This window comes from Rhodothermus profundi, assembly GCF_900142415.1.
Lineage (GTDB): Bacteria > Bacteroidota > Rhodothermia > Rhodothermales > Rhodothermaceae > Rhodothermus > Rhodothermus profundi.
Genome location: NZ_FRAU01000010.1, coordinates 42548 through 59637, shown reverse-complemented (window position 1 = coordinate 59637; position 17090 = coordinate 42548). Strand labels below are relative to the sequence as shown.

Genomic DNA, 17090 nt, shown 5'->3' with positions numbered 1-17090 from the left:
CTGCCCGCTTTCTTAAGCCCGCGCCTGTGCTGGCACAGTGGTTGATTTTATACAGGCCGCGTCCCGTTTGGGAAAGGATCGATGTAATTATGGAACCGGCCAAGCTTCAGTTGTTGCGCCACGCCATGCAGGCCTATACCTGGCGCCTGAAGGCGTTGGCGGCCAACATTGCCAACCTAGACACCCCGGGGTATCAGCGGCTGAGCGTTTCCTTTGAAGAAGCGCTGCAAGCGGCGCGTCATCGCGTGCCCGGACTGCGCCACCCGGAAGAAGTCGAACCGCGCATGAAAGTCGAAAACGGTCCTCCGATCCTGGAAGATGAACTCATGGAGCTAGCCGACACACAGATGCGCACGCAGCTTGCCACGCGTGCCCTGCGGGAACACTTTGATCTGATGCGTACCGCTATCACTGGCCGCACCGGTTAATAAACCGCGCTACCTGCCATGCCACTGCCTACGCGCATCTTCTCGTTTTTCCGAACAGCCGCTCGGGGCCTGGAAGCCCAACGCATGGCCATGAGCGCGGCCACCGAAAACATTGCCAATGCGGCCACTACCCGAACCGAGGAGGGAACTCCGTACGCCATCAAGCGGGCGGTCCATACCAGCCCACAGGCCCGCACCCGACGTTTTTACGAATTGCTCAGCCAGCTACGCACCGCACCACGCACGCTGGACCCTCGCCACAGCGCCTCACCTTCGCTCCTTACCCGCCTGCCAGAAGCTGAACTGGGTCCTGAAACAACCATCACCGAGACGCTGCGCCTGCGCTACGAATATGACCCCACCCACCCCCATGCCGATGCCAACGGATATGTGGCCTACCCCGACGTGAATGTGGTGGAGGAAATGGCGCACCTGATCTCGGCCAACCGGATCTATGAAGCCAACCTCTCCACCATTCAGGCCGCCAAAGAAATTATCAGGCGAACCCTGGAAATCTAACTAAATGATGGCGCACCAGACTCCCAGCCGCCTTGCCTACTGGCTACTTCGGTGGCTGCGTCCGCGTGAGACCACCGTGCTCCGCCAGGTAAACCTGGCCCGACGGGCACTGGGCAAAACGCCGCTCACGCAGCTACCTGTTGGACAACCCCGCCACGCGCAGCGCTGTCCTCTGGCACAGGCGCTGGGAGGCCTTGTAGGACGGTGCGGCGTTGCCTACAAATCACGGGACGCCGCCCGTCGGGTCGCCCGAGTCTGGGGCACCCGCTACGAACGCCGCGCCGGACGCTACCTTGTTTTCTTCCCTCCTGCACTCGCTCGTTTTGTGCAGGATTACGACCTGTTTGCTTTCCCTCACCTTGTTCCAAATGTCCCGCTGATTACCACGTAGCACTATGAACCTGCGCATTCCCAGCTGGCCTTCCTTTTTGAAAACGCCAGAGCCGAACGCGGCCCAACGCCCGGATGCTTCGCCATCGCCGCCGCGTTCCAAGGCGCAGCCCGCGCCCTCCGCGCCTCAGGAAACTCGGCCTGAAGGCGTGACGCGGGACGAGTGGGCCTGGATTCAACGCCACTTTCCCCCTTCCGAAAAAATGACGCTGCGCCTGTACGGCCCCAACCGCTCTCTGCAGACGCTGCAACCCGGAGGGCTCGGGATGCAACTGGACGTCAAAGGCTAACAACCTGCAGCTTCCGCCATGAACGTGGCTGAATTACAGCGCCTGCAGCAACTGACCGGTGGTGACGAGCGACGGTTACCTACGCCACGTACCCGCGAAACCGTTGACGGCGGCTTCGCCGATACCTTGGCCCAGGCCATTCAGGAAGTAGACCGTGCCCAGAAAATTGCCGACGAACAGGTCGAAGCCTTTATCGCCGGCGAGCAGGAAAACCTGCATGAAGTAATGATCTCGATGAATCAGGCGCGCCTCTACTTTCAGCTCATGACGGAAGTGCGAAACCGCTTGCTGGAAACCTACCAGGAACTCATGCGCACGCAGATTTAATCGCGCCCGGCCACACGCTGGCCCCCCCAACAACGCTGCCCCATAGTGTGAAGTAGTTAGTCTTCAGGGAGTAGTACAAAAGCATGGACCAACTCAAGCAGTTCCTGAGCCAGCTCACCCCCGGCCAGCGGCTGGCACTGGGTGCTGTCACCCTTGGCAGTATTGTACTGCTGCTGGGCATTGCCTACTGGGCCGGTCGTCCAGAGTATGCCCTGCTGTTCGGTGGTCTTGCCCCATCCGATGCCAGTCGGATCGTCGAAACGCTTCAAGAAGAAAACATCCCCTACCAGCTTAAAGAAGGAGGTACCGCCATCTGGGTACCGCGCGACCGCGTCTATGAGCTGCGATTGCGCTTTGCCGGTGAAGGGCTGGTCAGCGATGGCCCCGTCGGCTATGAGCTGTTTGATCGCAATACACTGGGCATGACCGACTTTATGCAGCGGCTGAATTACAAGCGCGCGCTGGAAGGCGAGCTGGCCCGCACGATCATGAGCCTCCAGCAGGTCGAGCTGGCCAAAGTACATCTGGTCCTGCCCGAGCGAAGCCCCTTCCGCGAAACGCAGGTGGCCCCCAGTGCTTCGGTGCTCCTTTCCCTGAAAAGCGGCGCACGGCTGACCGAAGAGCAAATCGACGGCATTACGGCCCTGGTAGCCGGTGCGGTGGAGGGGCTGGACCCGGCTAACGTAACGGTCCTGGACGCCCGCGGCAACCTGCTCTCTAATCCAGACGCTGGCAATCCTGAGCTAACGCTCAGTAGCACCCAGCTCAAGCTACGCCAGGCGCTCGAAGCCCACCTCACCGAAAAAGGCCAGTCCATGCTGGATCGCGTGCTGGGCCCCGGCAATGCCATTGTGCGCGTCTCGGCGACGCTCAACTTCGACCAGACCTTCACCGAACGTCAGCTCATTGATCCAGAAAGTGCCACCGTCATCAGCGAAGAACGATTGGAAGAAGCCGGCACCGGTGGCGAAGGCTCTTCGGCCAGCTCCATGGTGCGCAATTATGAACTAAGCCGAACCGTTGAGCGCATCCAGCAAAGCGGCGGCGACATCGAATACCTGACCGTCTCCGTTATCCTTAACCAGCGTTTTGAGCCCGGCGAAGACGGTACCCCGCAACCACGCCCATACACACCGGAGGAGTTGCAGCAGATTGAAGAGCTGGTGAAAAACGCTGTCGGGTTTCGGCCAGAACGCGGCGACCGTTTTGCCATCCATCAGACGCGCTTCGACACGCAAATCGATGATCAGATTGCGCAGGAGCTCCGCGAACAACGCCGCCAGGAACAGATCAACCTGTATCTCCGCTACGGCCTCATGGTGCTGGCACTGGGCCTGGCGGCATGGCTGCTACGCGCCGTGGTCCGCCGCATGAGCGAACTGGCGGGCGACACGCAGGTGCTCATTGGTCGGGTAGACCGTGACCATGGGATGCTCGGAACCCCCGAGGGAGCGTCCGGGCAGTTGCCTGGCCAATCGGTGCCAGGATTGCAGGCCGGCGAATCCGGCGACGAGCTGGTCCTGATCGACGACATCTACACCAGCCGTCTCTCGGCCGAAGCCAAAGCGCGCTTGAAGGCCAAACACATCCTCTTCGAAGAGGTCCAGAAGCAGGTCAACGAAAAACCCGAAGAAGCGGCCGAAATTATCCGAAGCTGGCTGGTAGCCGATATGCAGGACTAACAAACAGATGAAGAGCCATGGCCGATGCCCAGAAGCAGGACGTCCCGGAGCTGACGCAGCACAACATGACCGGCGCCCAGAAGGCTGCCGTACTCCTTATCGCCATGGGCACGCAAGCTGCCAGCAAAGTGCTCAAGCACCTGCGCGACGATGAGGTCGAACGAATCTCTATTGAAATCGCGCGCATGCGTAACGTCAGCGGCGACGTCGTCGAAGCGGTCCTGCTCGACTACCGCGACTCTGCCATGGCCCACGACTATATCGCGCAGGGCGGCCTTCAGTTTGCGCGTGAGGCCCTCGAAGCGGCGCTGGGCCCCCGGCGGGCCGAAGAAATCCTCATGCGCGTCGAAGCGGCCATGGAAGTCTCAGCCTTCCACCTGCTGCAAACTGTCGAAACAACCCAGTTGGTCAACTTCATCCAGAACGAGCATCCGCAGACGGCCGCACTTATCCTGGCCCACCTGAACGCCCGCAAAGCCGCCGATATCATTGCCAACCTGCCTGAGGAGCTACGCACCGAGATCATGTATCGGCTGGCTACCATGGGCAAAACCTCTCCCGAACTGCTGCGCGACATCGAAGACGTCATCCGGCAACATATCAGTTCTGTCTTTGGAGCCGAGCTGAGCGCCTCGGGCGGCATCGAAAAAGTGGCCGAAATCCTCAACAGTTGCAGCCGCACCGTGGAACGCGCTGTGCTGGAGTCGCTGCGCGAACGCGATCCCGAGCTGGCCACCTCGGTCAAGGCGCTTATGTTCACCTTCGACGATCTGGTCCACATCAGCGACCGGGACATGCAGCGACTGCTGACCGAAGTCGATCAAAAAGATATTGCCCTGGCGCTCAAAGCCGCCTCGGGCGAACTCAAAGAAAAGATTCTGCGCAACGTCAGCGAACGCGCTGCTCAGATGATTCAAGAAGAGCTCGAACTGATGGGACCGGTGCGCGTGCGCGACGTCGACGAAGCGCAGCGGCGAATTCTCGAAACCGCCCAGCGCCTGGAAGAGCAAGAGGAAATTACGCTCTCGCGCAACAGTCAAGAACTGGTTATCTAACCCTGAAGCGTCATGAGACGCCGCATTCTATCCCTGGCTGATTTCTTAACGCAGCAATCCGGCCCTCCCCCGGCACCAGCTATGCCGGAGGAACCAGAACGGCGACCTCCTCCCCGCCTCCAACGAAGCCAGGTGCAACCTTCGACGTCCGACGAAACCGAAGCAGCAGCATTTCGCTATCGCGGATTACTGCGGCGAGCCCAGGCGCTTCAGGCGCAGCCTATTGAACTCTCTCAGGAAATCTGGACGCAAGCGGATGACGTGTGGCGCCTGGATCCCGAGCCTTCAGATTCTTCTGACGAGCCCGAGACTCCTTCTGTGGATGAGGCGGCCCTGCGGGCTGCCATCGAAGCGGAATGGCAGGAGCGCCTCGCCGAAGCCATCCGCCAGGCCCGCGCCGAAGGCGAAGCAGCCGGCCGCGCTGCTGCCGAAGCAGAATGGGCGCCCCGCCTGCAGGCCCTCCAGGAACAGCTTGCGCGCGAGCTAGAACGACTCCGCCAGGCCTGGGCCGACTACACCCGCCAGCTAGAACCTATGCTCGTTGAACTGGCCATCGAAGTAGCCGAAGCCCTTCTGGACGCACCCCTACCGGAAAGTCTCAAAGGTGTTTCCGCGCGCATGCTGACAGAAGCCGTTGAACAACTGGCCCGGTCCGCTCCGCTGGAAATTTCCCTGCATCCGGTCGATTTCTTGCGCCTGCAAGAGCAAGGGATCGTCGCCCAGTTAGAAAACCGCCATCCCGACCTGCACTGGGACCTTAACCCCGGCCTGCACGAAGGCGACTGGATCGTTCAGACTCCCACTGCCATGCAACGCCGGATCCGCCAGGAAATGCTGCAACGGTTACGGCAACGGCTCGGGATTACGCCATCGCCCGAGACGTCCAATCCTGAGGCGTCCCATACCACCGATGCCGCACCGCCTTCGGACCATGCCTAAACCGCCAGCCATGCCGGCATCCCCTGCCGACTCGTTCGTCGCCCACTGTCTGCAACAGGTGCGTCAGCACCCGCCTCGTCCGCTCCACTTCGGCAAGGTGCAGAGCGTAGTGGGGCTGCTGATCGAAGCCTCTGAGCTGCCGGCGGCCGTCGGGGAACTCTGTTACATTCATGAAGGGCAGCAACCCGACGCGCGACGCTTTAAGGCCGAAGTTGTAGGACTGCGCGGCCATACAACCATTCTGATGCCGCTTGAAGAGACGCGGGGACTGCGCGCTGGCTATCTGGTAGAACCCTCCGCCCTGCCCCTGACCATCCGTGTCGGCGAAGCCATGCTGGGCCGCGTGGTAGATGCCAACGGTCGTCCTATCGATGGGAAAGGCCCACTTACGGTTACCGACGAACAACCCGTTCGCAACGATCCTCCCCCTCCGCTGACGCGGCGCATGATCGATACGCCGCTGTTTACCGGTATCCGTGCCATCGACGCCTTTCTAACGCTGGGACGCGGGCAACGCATCGGCATTTTTGCCGGCTCAGGGGTTGGCAAAAGTACGCTGCTGGGCATGATCGCCCGGCGCGCCCGGGCCGACGTCAACGTTATTGCCCTTATCGGAGAGCGCGGCCGCGAAGTGCAGGAATTCATTGCCGACAACCTGGGCCCTGAAGGACTCAAACGCTCCGTCGTGGTAGCTGTCACCGGCGACCAGGCAGCCATGAGCCGGGTCAAAGGCGCCAGCGTAGCCATGGCGATCGCCGAGTACTTCCGCGACCGCGGCCTTGATGTCCTCCTCATGATGGACTCTATCACACGGGTTGCGATGGCACAGCGCGAAATTGGGCTGGCCGTCGGCGAACCTCCCACCACCCGGGGCTATACGCCCAGCGTCTTTGCCATGCTACCCCGGCTGCTGGAGCGAGCCGGTCCTGGTGAGCGCGGCACCATCACAGGAATCTTTACCGTGCTGGTTGATGCCGACGACATGAACGATCCAATTGGCGATGCCGTCCGCGGCATCCTTGACGGCCATATTGTGCTTTCCCGGCGTCTTGCCCATGCCAACCACTTTCCGGCAATCGACGTGTTGCAGAGCGTCAGCCGCGTTATGCCACGCGTTACGACGCCCGAACACCGCGCCCTGGTCGAAGAAGCCCGCCGCCTGCTGGCTACCTATCAAGAAGCCGAAGACCTGATCCGCGTAGGCGCTTACGAGACGGGTACGCGTCCCGAAATCGACCGCGCTATCCTGGCCCACGAAGCGCTCATGGCCTTCCTGAGGCAGGGCGTCGATGAAGTGGCCGAAAACCCTGTGGAGCAACTGGCCACTATCCTACGCAACCTGCCTTCCCCTGACCGCTCTTCATGAATTGGCCGACCTTTTGCATCTACCATCAATACCCGCTGCAACCTTTGTGTAGTACCCCATAGCGTCCTATGCCCGGCAAGAAATTCCGCTTTTCCCTGCAAAGCGTGCTGCGTCTTCGGCAGCATCAAACCGAACAAGCTGTAGAGGCCCTGATTCGATTGCAGCAAGAGCGGCAAAAACTGGAAAAGCACATCCACGCAGCGCGCCAGAAACTAGAACAACTGCAGCAGCAACTGGCTGCCCAGCAATCTTCCGTTGATCCGGTCTGGCTGCGTCGCCAGGAAGCCTACTGGATGAAAGCGCAGCAACAACTCCGTCTTCTGGAGCAGCAGCTTGCGCAGCTCCAGCAGCAGGAGGCCGAAGCCCGAGCGCTGGTGTTGGAACGACGCCAGGCGGAAGAATCACTCGAACGCCTGCGCGAGCGGCAATACGCCCGCCACCTGGAAGCCGAAGCCGCGGCCGAACGTGCCTGGATCGACGAGCAGGCTACAGGAGCCTACGTTCGTAAGCTGCAGCAACGTGCGCCATGAAACTCGTGCTTCGCTTATTGCTGGCGCTGGTATCCTTCCTGATCGGGCTGGTAGGGATGTACTTCGCCATGCCCTACATAGCCCCCCAGCGCGTTCAGCAGGTGCAACAGCAGCTTGACAGCCTGCGCGCAGTCGCCGAAGGCGACTCCATCCAGGCCGACTCGCTGGTTTTTGACCCCGTAGCCCTGTTCATTGATTCCCTGACAGCTACGCGGGATACCCTCCATCAACTGCGCGACTCAATCCGGATCTTGCACCAGCAGCTCACCCATGTTCACCAGACGCTGCAGCAACTCCAGCAGCAACTGCAGCAGGTGCAGCAGCGGTTGAGTTCGCTCGAAACACAACGCGCCAAAGCAAAAGAGCTGGCTGCCACCATTACCCGCCTTGAGGACGACCAGCGACGTGCCCTGCTCAGCCAGCTCCCACCCGAAATCCTGGATCTGTTGTATCTGGAAACCCAGGGACGAGGCCGCACCCTCCTGTTGCAATCGCTGCCCCCCGACCAAGCTGCCCGCCTGGTCAGACGACTCATGCAAAAACCCGGCGGCTCTCAGGAGCCCGCGCTAACGTCGGCTGGAAGCCAGTCACCTTAACCCGCAGTTGGCCATGAACCTCCTGCCGCTATTACCCTCTGCGTCAGACTCTCCGCAGCAGCATCCTGCCGAATCCGCTTCCGGTAGCCTGCATCGCCGCTTTGCACGCCTGCTGGAAGCAGCACTCAGCTTGTTCTTTACCCCTGAAATCGAAAAAAGTCAATCGGTCTCTTTTGCCTCCCACCAGGAGCCGGGTTCGCCCTCTCCGCCAACACCCCCCGCTTCTATGCCGGAAGAGGCAAGTCCCTCCCCTGTTCTCCCTTCCGGAGAGGCACCTGCCTCCGATCAAGATCCGGCGGATGCGTTGCCTGCCTCTGCGGCAGCATGGACGCCACCAGTGGCCCTCACTGGTCCTCAGATAATCCTGGAAGCCAATACCAGCGCTCCCTCGCCGCCTTCCGCCGATGTCCAGCAGAGCAAGCCAGCAGCAACCGCGGGCTTGCCCATCCCTGAAGCCGACGCGACTGCTGCCTCTGCTACGCGGCCAGCATCCCCCATCCTCCCCGACTCGGCTAACGCGTCCGAGATAGCCCCGGACGTAGCAGCCCAGCCAGAAGACGCTGCGCTGGCCCTTTCGTCCAACCCAGACGCGGCGCATCCGCCCTCTATTGATGAGTCTGCCCCGACCAGCCGGCGTCCTTCCATTCCGCAGCAGCCTCATGGGACAAGCCCCGAGATTGCCGAATCGCTCGCTTCCGCGCCTGAGCGTTCGGCATCCCCTTCGACACCTTCCGCCCCCCCAATGCCAGATCGCACAGCGGCTCATTCGCTGCCGCAGTCTGCTGAACCGGCTCCCCATCTTCCGGCATCTTCTAACCTTACCCAGCCCTCGCCCCTCGCCGAATCCCCTGCTACTCCTCCCGTAGGGGCTGAATCCCTAACGCCCCGGACGCGCCCTGCTCCCCTTTCCTCACTTCCTGCTCAACCAGAACATACCTCCCCGCAGCCTATTCTGAACGAACAGCCGGCAGCCTCGACAACATCGGCTCTTCAGCCCCCTTCTCCTCCATCTGTTGTCCCCTCAGCAGCCCCCCCGGAGGTCCAGCATCCGGGCAATCGCTCGGCTAACAACGCTTCTCCCTCCCCCTTAGCGGCTACCGTCCTCTTCCATGTCCGAGGCTTCCATCGATCGGCCCCCCCTTCCGAGGAGATGCCCGACCACCCTTCGAGCTCAACCAATGTCTCGGAGCGCCCCACTACGCCAATCGACGCGCAGCGCCTTCGGTCGCCTGCTTCTCAGACCACGCAACCGTTTGATATGAGGCCAGAACAGACGTCTCAGTCAGCCACAAGCCAGGCAGTTTCCCCGGCCTCCCTGTCTTCCCGTTCTTCCACCGACCACGCTACCCGAAATGTTTCGCTGGCAAAATCTACCGAAGCATCGGCACAACCTTCCCCCTTCGGAATAGACCAGAAGCCTTCGGAGCGTATCCCGATGGCTGGCCATAAAAAAGCCGATGCCGATATAGACACAGCCGTTGAGCCGGCCGACTTCCTGTCAGCTCCTGATGAAACCGGCCGCCCGCTAACTTCTCCCTCCCCAGATGCTCCTGCGCGGCCTGAAGCGCTGCCCCGGGCCATTCGCACGGCTACCTGGTTCCAGATGGCCCTGAACTACGCCGAGCGCATCCGCCAGCATTTCGATGGCCAGATATTAGAGGTCGAGTTGGCCGATGGGGAAGGCGTCTTGCGGGTCGAAACGCGACGCCATCCCGACCATGTGGCTGTGTCGGTCCAGCTCAGCGATCCCCAACTTCGCGCCCTGGTTGCGGCGCATGCCGACCGCATCCAGGAAGCGCTGCAGGCCCATTATCAAACCGCTGTGCAGTTCTCACTTGCCGGCGGAGGCGAACAGCGAGGTCAGCAGCAAGCTTTTGCCCATAGATCTGCACATGGTACGCCCCTTGCTTCGGGTTCAGATGCGTCCGCTTCTGCTCCGGTCGAATCCCCCCGCCCCCGGGTAGTTCGTCCCGGAAGTCGTCATGAATGGATTGGCTAAACTTTGGAAACCATGCCTTCGCTGATTGCTCCCATTGACGAAATTCGCCAGCAGGCGCTGCAGGGCACACCCGGTGCGCCGTCTCCACCCTCCCAGGAATTAGACCGAGAGGCTTTCTTACGCCTGCTGGTTACCCAGCTTCGCTACCAGGATCCCATTAACCCACTCGATAGCCGCGAATTTGCTGCCCAGCTTGCCCAGTTTACTACCGTCGAACAGCTTATTGGAATCAACGAAACGCTGACGGCTCAGACCGATGCCTACAATGCCCTGGCCCAGGGTATTCACAACAGTGTAGCAGCCAGCCTGGTCGGTAAAGTTATCGAGGCCGAAGGCAATCAGCTTACCTGGAGTGGCAAGGATACCGTCCCCTTCCGCATCGAACTGGGCGACGCAGCGCGTCAGGTTAGCATTCAAATTCGAAACGAAGCGGGTGAAGTTGTCCGCACCCTCTACCTGGGTTCTCGCACTGCCGGTGAACATGCGGTGGAATGGGACGGACGCAATGATGCCGGCGAGTTACTTCCAGCCGGCACGTACACCATTGAAGTGCTTGCTACCGATGCCAACGGGGATACGGTAACCGCCCGTTCCTTTGTGCGCGGGCGCGTTACCCGCGTCACGTTTGGTCCAGAAGGCATTCTACTCTGGATTGGAGATCGTTCGGTGCCTATGCAGGCCGTCCGTGGCGTGGAATCTGAATAACCAGTAGTATAAATACCTGTAGTACGATGAAAGTACAAGATCTGGCAGCGCGCGTGCAGCCCATACCGGGCGCGACGGGTCCTCCGTCGCAGACGCCACGCACGCACGATCCGCCTGCAACGTCCTTTGCTGAGGTGTTGCGCCAGGTGCAGTCGGCTGAGGAAGGCCTGCGCCTTTCGGCTCATGCGCGCCAGCGCATGGCGCAACGGGGCATCGCCTTCGATGCCCTGTTGGCCCGGCAGCTCACCGAAGCGGTGCAGGAGCTGTCCGCTAAAGGAGCCCGGGAAGCGCTGGTGCTGCATTCCGAGGCCGCCTTCATTGTCAGCGTCACGAACCGTACTGTGGTGACCGCCCTCAGCCGCCAGGAAATGCACCAGCGGATTTTTACCCAGATTGACAGTGCGTATATCCTGAATTCCTGAGCAAGCATCACCGGCAGGCCCCACGTCTTAGCGACACGGGATGCCGGTCGCTGCAGCCGATCGACCGACGCTGCAGCTTGCCACGTTCAACCAAACCAGGAAACAGCCATGATTCGTTCGCTTCGCACCGGCGTCTCCGGACTGAAGAGCCATCAGATTCGCATGGACGTCATCTCTAACAACATTGCTAACGTCAATACAACCGCCTTCAAACGCGGCCGCGCTGCTTTTAATGAACTACTGGGCCAGACGCTGCTGGGCGTCGGCCGCACTGCCGGCGGCCGCGGCATCAATCCGGCCTATGTAGGCCTGGGCGTAGCTGTTGGCTCGATTGACGTCAACTTTGCCCAGGGTGCTCTTGAAAACACCGGCGTGGCCACCGACCTGGGCATCAACGGCGATGGGTTCTTTGTCGTCCGCGGAGGCGACCGCATCTACCTGACCCGCGCCGGCAACTTCACGATCAACCGCTTCGGCGAACTGGTCACCAATACCGGCCTGCAGGTGCAGGGCTGGGCGTTCGATGAGCAGGGCAATCAGCTTCGTTCCGTTTCACTGGAAGACGTGCGCATTCCACTGAGCGCCACGTCCCCTCCCAAGCGAACAGAAAACATCTACGTGCGCGGCAACCTGAGCGCCGAAGCACTTGTAGGAGACACCTATACAATTTCATCCATTGTATACGACTCGCAGGGACGCACCCAGTCTATCATCATTCAATTCACGAAAACCAACAACAACGAATGGCAGTGGCAGGTCTTTGACGCCAACAATAACCCGATTCTGGACAGCAGCAACAATCCTCAAACCGGTACCATTACCTTTAACAGTGACGGTACCATTGATCTCGACGGCGACCCCACTACCAGTCCTGACACCGGTACGTTGGCTCCCACATTTGAATGGGACATCAATGGCGATGGCACCTTTGAGACGTTCACCTTGAACTTTGCCGACGAAGAAAATGCCCTTACGCAATTTGCCGGCTCCACCACCGTCTCAGTGCGCGATCAAGACGGCATCCCCCCCGGTACCCTGATTGGGTTTAGCATTAACCAGGAGGGTATTGTGGAACTCAACTTTTCCAATGGACATCAGCAGAAAATCTTCCAACTGGCCCTCGGCATTGTCAAAAACCCCAACGGATTGCAACAGGAAGGCGACAACCTCTGGAGTCTGACCAGCGCTTCCGGTGACCTGACGCTGGGCCGAGCCGGAGCCGAACTCAACCGCACAGTCATCGTGGCCGGCACGCTGGAAATGAGCAACGTGGATCTGGCCACCGAATTCACTGACATGATTGTCACGCAGCGCGGCTACCAGGCTTCGGCCCGCATTATCACTACTTCCGACGAAATGCTCCAGGAGCTCGTTCAGCTCAAACGATAAACAGTTAGGTGAACCTCCCGACGGTCTCCGGTCTTACCAGGCCGGAGACCGCTTTTTTCTTTTCCCGTAACACCTGCATTTCCTGCTAAAGAAGCGGTGTCTTTGGTCGATATGGTAGCCGAAAGGCAATTGTGTTGGATCTAACCCACTGTCTGTCATGCAGCAGCAGACCTCCCGTACGCAGCTCCTTCAACTGGTAAGTTTCTTAATCGAAAACGAGGAGTTTGGCGTCGACATCCTGAACGTGCAGGAAATCATTCGGCCGGTCGACATCACGCGCGTGCCAAACGCCCCGGCCTTTGTGGAAGGGGTGATCAACCTGCGCGGCCGCATTGTTCCTGTCGTGGATCTGCGCAAGCGTTTCAACCTGCCCCAACGTGAGCGCGACAAAAACTCGCGCATCATTGTGGTAGAGCTAGGCGACAAGATTGTCGGCTTCATGGTCGATGCCGTGCGCGAGGTGCTGCGCGTCGACCCCAGTGTCATCGAGCCTCCACCAGAGCTGGCCATTGGTATCGACGCACACTACATCACGGGAGTAGCCAAGCTGGAAGATCGCTTGCTCATCCTGCTGGACCTGGAGCGCATCCTTTCCGAAGAAGAAAAGCACCATCTGCAGCCGCTCCAGGAAGCCACGGAAGCAGAAGCCTCCTGATCTCACACCAACGTCTGACAAACGCTATGTCGATTGTCCTGCCTGAAGGGTTACAGCACCCGGATCCGGCCGTTCGCCTGGACGCACTGACCGAGTTTCTGGCCGGACATCCGCCCGCTGAAACGATACCGGTGGCGGCCCATTGCCTGCAAGACCCCGACCCGGGTATCCGTGAAGCCGCCGCCGAACACCTGGTTGCTATTGGCACCGAGGAAGCAGCACAGGCGGTGGTGCCCCTCATTCAGCACTCCGAATTGCCAGTACGTAACCTGGCCGGTGAAGTGCTCGTCCGCATCGGGCGTCCATCGGTGCAGGTGCTCCTGCCTTACGTGGACGCAGACGACGCGGACACGCGCAAGTTCGCCATTGACGTACTGGCGCAACTTCCGGCCGCCGACGTAGCCGACCGCATAGCGGCTCGGTTGGACGACCCCGACACCAACGTGCGCCTGGCCGCCATCGACGCGCTGGCTGCGCTGGGCGCCACCCAGTATGCTCCGGTGCTGCGCGAACGCTATCAGCTTTACCCGGCTGAACGACCGCACATTCTGGCAGCATTGGGTGCCTTTCGGGACGCCCGCGGCCTGCAACTGATCGAAGCTGCCCTCAACGACCCAGACCCGGTGGTCCAGTACGCTGCCTCTGAAGCCCTCTCAAACTATCCCCTCCCCGAAGTGCTTCACCTGCTGCTGCGTCAGCTCGAAAAGGCACCTCCAGAAGCTCGACCCCTGGTGCTCCACGACCTCATTGAAGCCTATGAGTCAGCCACCGGGCCCGTCCCGCCCCTGCCCGAAAAATTGCGTCCTTACCTCCTGGAGATGCTGCAGGAACCCGACCTGAGCTTCAAGAAGGCAGCCGTGCGCGGATTGCGCCATATGCTCGACGCTGAAACAATCGAAGCAATGCTGGAACACGCCGGTCAGCACGACGAGCTGGACCTGGCGCTGTTTGAAGCCATCTCCACGCATCCCGAGGCGTTTGCTTGCGTGGCCCGTTGCGCAGAAACGGGACGCATGTCGCTCGATGCGGCTGCTGGGTTCGCTATCGCACTGCTGACCCATGGATGCCTCGACGACCTGCAGCTCCCGCAGGCTGCCCAGTTTCTGCAAGCTCACTTCGAAAGCCTGGATGCCGAAACCAAAATGGCAGCCATCACACTGAGTCTCCAGTTGCAACATCCGGCTTTCCTCGGATTGGTTCAGCAGGGGCTTCAGGACCCCGATCCCGCCGTGCGCCACTATGCCGATGATGCGCTCTGCACTGCTCGCCGTAGTTCTGCTTACCAGCCCTGAAAAACCCCATGCTGTCATGAGCCTGCTGGCACGCCTACCCCTGACCCCGCAACATCACACCGTACTTTCGGACGCCGAATTCCAGCAGTTGCGCCAACTGATCTACGAAAAAACCGGTCTCTACTTCCAGGATAACAAGCGCTATCTGCTGGAAAGCCGCGTAGGGCGCCGCCTGAATGAACTCCGGCTGCCCAACGGACAGGCCTATCTGCGGCTGCTGCAAAACGGTCAGGGACGCGACGAATTTCGCCATCTGATCAATGCAATTACCATCAACGAAACCTACTTCTTTCGGGCTCCAGCCCATTTAGAAGTGCTGGAGCGGCACATCCTACCCGAATGGCTACGCACCAAACGCCAGGTGCGCATCTGGAGCGCCGGATGCTCCAGTGGCGAAGAACCCTACACGCTGGCCATCTTCCTGCGCGACCGCATCCAACCTCGATATCCAAATGCCCGCTTCGAAATCATCGGCACCGACATCAACACAAAGGTGCTCAAACAGGCCCAGCAGGGCCTCTACGGAGACTATGCGGTCCGCAACGTCCCGCCCGAATATCTGCAACGCTATTTCATCCAACAGGGCAACCGCTATCAACTCCGCGACGAAATTCGGAAGATGGTAAAATTTCAGGTGCTCAACCTGGCCGATGAGATCGCCATGAGCACCATGCGCAATTTCGATTTAATCATTTGCGCTAATGTTCTCATCTATTTCGACGATAATATGAAACGCCGCGTGGTCCAATCTTTCTATCGGAGTCTGGTACCAGGCGGCTACCTCTTTGTCGGATTTTCCGAAACCCTTTACGGCATCAGCCAGGCCTTCCAGCCGGTGCGTTTTGGCAAGGCTATTGTATACCGCAAAGAAGCAGAAGCCTCTGAAAGCAACACGCGTCGCCATGGCTAAAACGGTTCTGGTCGTCGACGATTCCAGCACCGCCCGCAAGTTCGTCGCTTTTGCTCTGCGGGCGCAAGGTCTGACGGTGCTGACCGCATGCGACGGCCTGGAAGCACTGGAAAAAATTGCCCAGGTCCCCGTCGACCTGGTCATCACCGACCTGAACATGCCCAAGCTGGACGGGATCGGTCTGGTGCAGGCGCTGCGCTCTGATCCAGAATACGCCCACATACCGATCCTGGTACTGTCTTCGCTGGAAGATGCCGAACTGGTCAGCCAGAGCCAGCAGTTGGGCGTGCAGGCCTACCTTACCAAACCATTTGACGCACAACGACTGCAATATGAGGTGTCCAAATTTATCTCTTAATAAAAACAAAAATTATGAGTGAGGCCATGACGTTCCTGGTTGTTGATGATTCTCCCACCATGCGGCGCATCGTCTGCAATGCGCTGCGTGAAATCGGCTATACCGACGTGGTTGAAGCCAGTGATGGTGCCGACGCCCTGGAAAAGCTCGAACAGGGCTCCATCGACTTCGTCATTACCGACTGGAACATGCCTAATATGAACGGGCTGGAGCTCACCAAAGCCATCCGCAGCCATGCCCGCTTCGGGAATCTCCCCATTTTAATGGTTACCACACGCGGCATGAAAGAAGATGTGATTGCCGCTATGCAGGCTCGCGTTAACAACTACATTGTCAAGCCCTTCACGCCAGAAGTGCTGCGTGAAAAAATCAATCTGATTCTGAAAACTTCTTGAGGAGGTTGTCATGACGACCCATCACATCCAGGACCTGCTCTCTAAGTTGAACGAGCTGCGCGCGGTCTTTATTCTCGGACAGCGAGCCATTCCCTTCATTGAAGAAGTTGTCTATTTCCTGCGCGAAATCTCGCCGCTACTTTCGGAAGTCAACGACTCGCTGACCGAGAGCACCCGCAAGATGCCGCGGGCCAGCTCGCAACTCAAAAGCGTCACGCAGGCCACTGAAATGGCCACCACGGAGATCCTTGACCTGATCGACGTGGTGCTGAGCGACCTGGACGCGTTCAAAAAATCCTGGGCCTCCGCTCCTGAAATACTTCAGACGCTCCAGACCCAGGAAGATCAACTGTGGCAGCATCTGCCCGAAAGCTGGCACGAGCAGCTCCAATCGCTCCTGGAAGAACGTCGGCAACACTACACCGCCCTGCAGAACATGCTGGAAAGCCAGCACCAACTCATTGATTCGCTGCGGGATCGCATGAACCGCATCATGCTGGCGCTGCAGGTGCAGGATATTACGGCTCAGCAGCTAGCCGCGGTCAACCACCTGATCGAATCGGTGCGGCACCGCATGGCGCAGCTCATCCAGCGACTGGGCGGCGAAGTGCTGGATGGACTGGAACTGTCCCAGCAGCTTTTCGCAGAAGGGACGTTCGACCCACACGCACGCTACGACCGAGACGGCGCCCGCCAGGAACGCGTCGACGCGCTGGTGGAAGCCCTGCAAAACAATGCACCGCTTCCCTCTGACGAAACAGCAACAACCCCAGCCTCGCAGGAGGAAATCGATGCCCTCTTTAACAATAGCGGCGGCACACCCGCCTCCCAGGACGAAATCGA

At 59.8% G+C, this 17090-nt stretch carries 21 protein-coding genes; all 21 read left to right on the top strand.

Translation table 11 applies throughout. The features are described 5' to 3' along the window. The first annotated feature begins 89 nt into the window (after positions 1–89). Entirely contained in the window at positions 90–428 is a 339-nt protein-coding gene (locus BUA15_RS12525) for a flagellar basal body rod protein FlgB (protein ID WP_072716334.1), read from the top strand. 18 nt (positions 429–446) lie between these two features. Continuing rightward, the gene (gene flgC, locus BUA15_RS12520; RefSeq protein ID WP_072716333.1) at positions 447–947 is read left to right on the top strand and encodes a flagellar basal body rod protein FlgC; all 501 of its coding nucleotides are present in this window, start codon (positions 447–449) and stop codon (positions 945–947) included. A 4-nt stretch (positions 948–951) separates the two neighbouring features. Continuing rightward, positions 952–1338 (top strand): hypothetical protein, encoded by a 387-nt coding sequence (locus BUA15_RS12515; protein WP_245772043.1) that lies wholly within the window; start codon positions 952–954, stop codon positions 1336–1338. 4 nt (positions 1339–1342) lie between these two features. Continuing rightward, the gene (locus BUA15_RS12510; RefSeq protein WP_072716332.1) at positions 1343–1627 is read left to right on the top strand and encodes a hypothetical protein; all 285 of its coding nucleotides are present in this window, start codon (positions 1343–1345) and stop codon (positions 1625–1627) included. Between the two features lie 18 nt (positions 1628–1645). Beyond that, a complete protein-coding gene (gene fliE, locus BUA15_RS12505; protein WP_072716331.1) occupies positions 1646–1954 on the top strand; it encodes a flagellar hook-basal body complex protein FliE in 309 nt (102 codons plus the stop codon). 83 nt (positions 1955–2037) lie between these two features. Further along, positions 2038–3636: a flagellar basal-body MS-ring/collar protein FliF gene (gene fliF, locus BUA15_RS12500; protein ID WP_072716330.1), complete on the top strand. Its 1599-nt coding sequence runs from the start codon at positions 2038–2040 to the stop codon at positions 3634–3636. 17 nt (positions 3637–3653) lie between these two features. Next, a complete protein-coding gene (fliG, locus tag BUA15_RS12495) occupies positions 3654–4691 on the top strand; it encodes a flagellar motor switch protein FliG (RefSeq protein ID WP_072716329.1) in 1038 nt (345 codons plus the stop codon). Positions 4692–4703: 12 nt separating this feature from the next. Further along, positions 4704–5630 carry a FliH/SctL family protein gene (locus BUA15_RS12490; RefSeq protein ID WP_072716328.1) on the top strand — a complete coding sequence of 309 codons (927 nt, stop codon included), beginning with the start codon at positions 4704–4706 and terminating at the stop codon, positions 5628–5630. A gap of 10 nt (positions 5631–5640) precedes the next feature. Beyond that, entirely contained in the window at positions 5641–6996 is a 1356-nt protein-coding gene (locus BUA15_RS12485) for a FliI/YscN family ATPase (protein ID WP_072716327.1), read from the top strand. A 68-nt stretch (positions 6997–7064) separates the two neighbouring features. Continuing rightward, positions 7065–7526, top strand: a complete 462-nt coding sequence (fliJ, locus tag BUA15_RS12480; RefSeq protein WP_072716326.1) for a flagellar export protein FliJ — start codon at positions 7065–7067, stop codon at positions 7524–7526. Next, positions 7523–8122, top strand: a complete 600-nt coding sequence (locus BUA15_RS12475; RefSeq protein ID WP_072716325.1) for a hypothetical protein — start codon at positions 7523–7525, stop codon at positions 8120–8122. Before fliJ ends, BUA15_RS12475 begins: the two co-directional genes overlap by 4 nt. A gap of 13 nt (positions 8123–8135) precedes the next feature. Then, complete coding sequence (locus BUA15_RS13880; RefSeq protein ID WP_245772042.1) at positions 8136–10121, top strand: hypothetical protein; 1986 nt, start codon at positions 8136–8138, stop codon at positions 10119–10121. Between the two features lie 12 nt (positions 10122–10133). Further along, on the top strand, positions 10134–10826 hold the full coding sequence (locus BUA15_RS12460) for a flagellar hook assembly protein FlgD (RefSeq protein WP_072716323.1): 693 nt from the start codon (positions 10134–10136) through the stop codon (positions 10824–10826). A gap of 26 nt (positions 10827–10852) precedes the next feature. Beyond that, a complete protein-coding gene (locus BUA15_RS12455) occupies positions 10853–11248 on the top strand; it encodes a TIGR02530 family flagellar biosynthesis protein (protein ID WP_072716322.1) in 396 nt (131 codons plus the stop codon). 108 nt (positions 11249–11356) lie between these two features. Then, on the top strand, positions 11357–12637 hold the full coding sequence (locus tag BUA15_RS12450) for a flagellar hook protein FlgE (protein WP_072716321.1): 1281 nt from the start codon (positions 11357–11359) through the stop codon (positions 12635–12637). Positions 12638–12794: 157 nt separating this feature from the next. Further along, positions 12795–13292 carry a chemotaxis protein CheW gene (locus tag BUA15_RS12445; RefSeq protein WP_072716320.1) on the top strand — a complete coding sequence of 166 codons (498 nt, stop codon included), beginning with the start codon at positions 12795–12797 and terminating at the stop codon, positions 13290–13292. 26 nt (positions 13293–13318) lie between these two features. After that, on the top strand, positions 13319–14584 hold the full coding sequence (locus tag BUA15_RS12440) for a HEAT repeat domain-containing protein (protein ID WP_072716319.1): 1266 nt from the start codon (positions 13319–13321) through the stop codon (positions 14582–14584). A gap of 16 nt (positions 14585–14600) precedes the next feature. Beyond that, positions 14601–15494 (top strand): CheR family methyltransferase, encoded by an 894-nt coding sequence (locus BUA15_RS12435; protein ID WP_072716318.1) that lies wholly within the window; start codon positions 14601–14603, stop codon positions 15492–15494. Continuing rightward, a complete protein-coding gene (locus BUA15_RS12430) occupies positions 15487–15852 on the top strand; it encodes a response regulator (RefSeq protein ID WP_072716317.1) in 366 nt (121 codons plus the stop codon). The genes BUA15_RS12435 and BUA15_RS12430 overlap by 8 nt, the downstream gene beginning before the upstream one ends. A gap of 26 nt (positions 15853–15878) precedes the next feature. Next, positions 15879–16247 (top strand): chemotaxis response regulator CheY, encoded by a 369-nt coding sequence (locus BUA15_RS12425; protein ID WP_072716386.1) that lies wholly within the window; start codon positions 15879–15881, stop codon positions 16245–16247. 10 nt (positions 16248–16257) lie between these two features. Then, on the top strand, positions 16258–17090 hold an 833-nt coding region (locus tag BUA15_RS12420; protein ID WP_072716316.1), incomplete at its 3' end, for a protein phosphatase CheZ.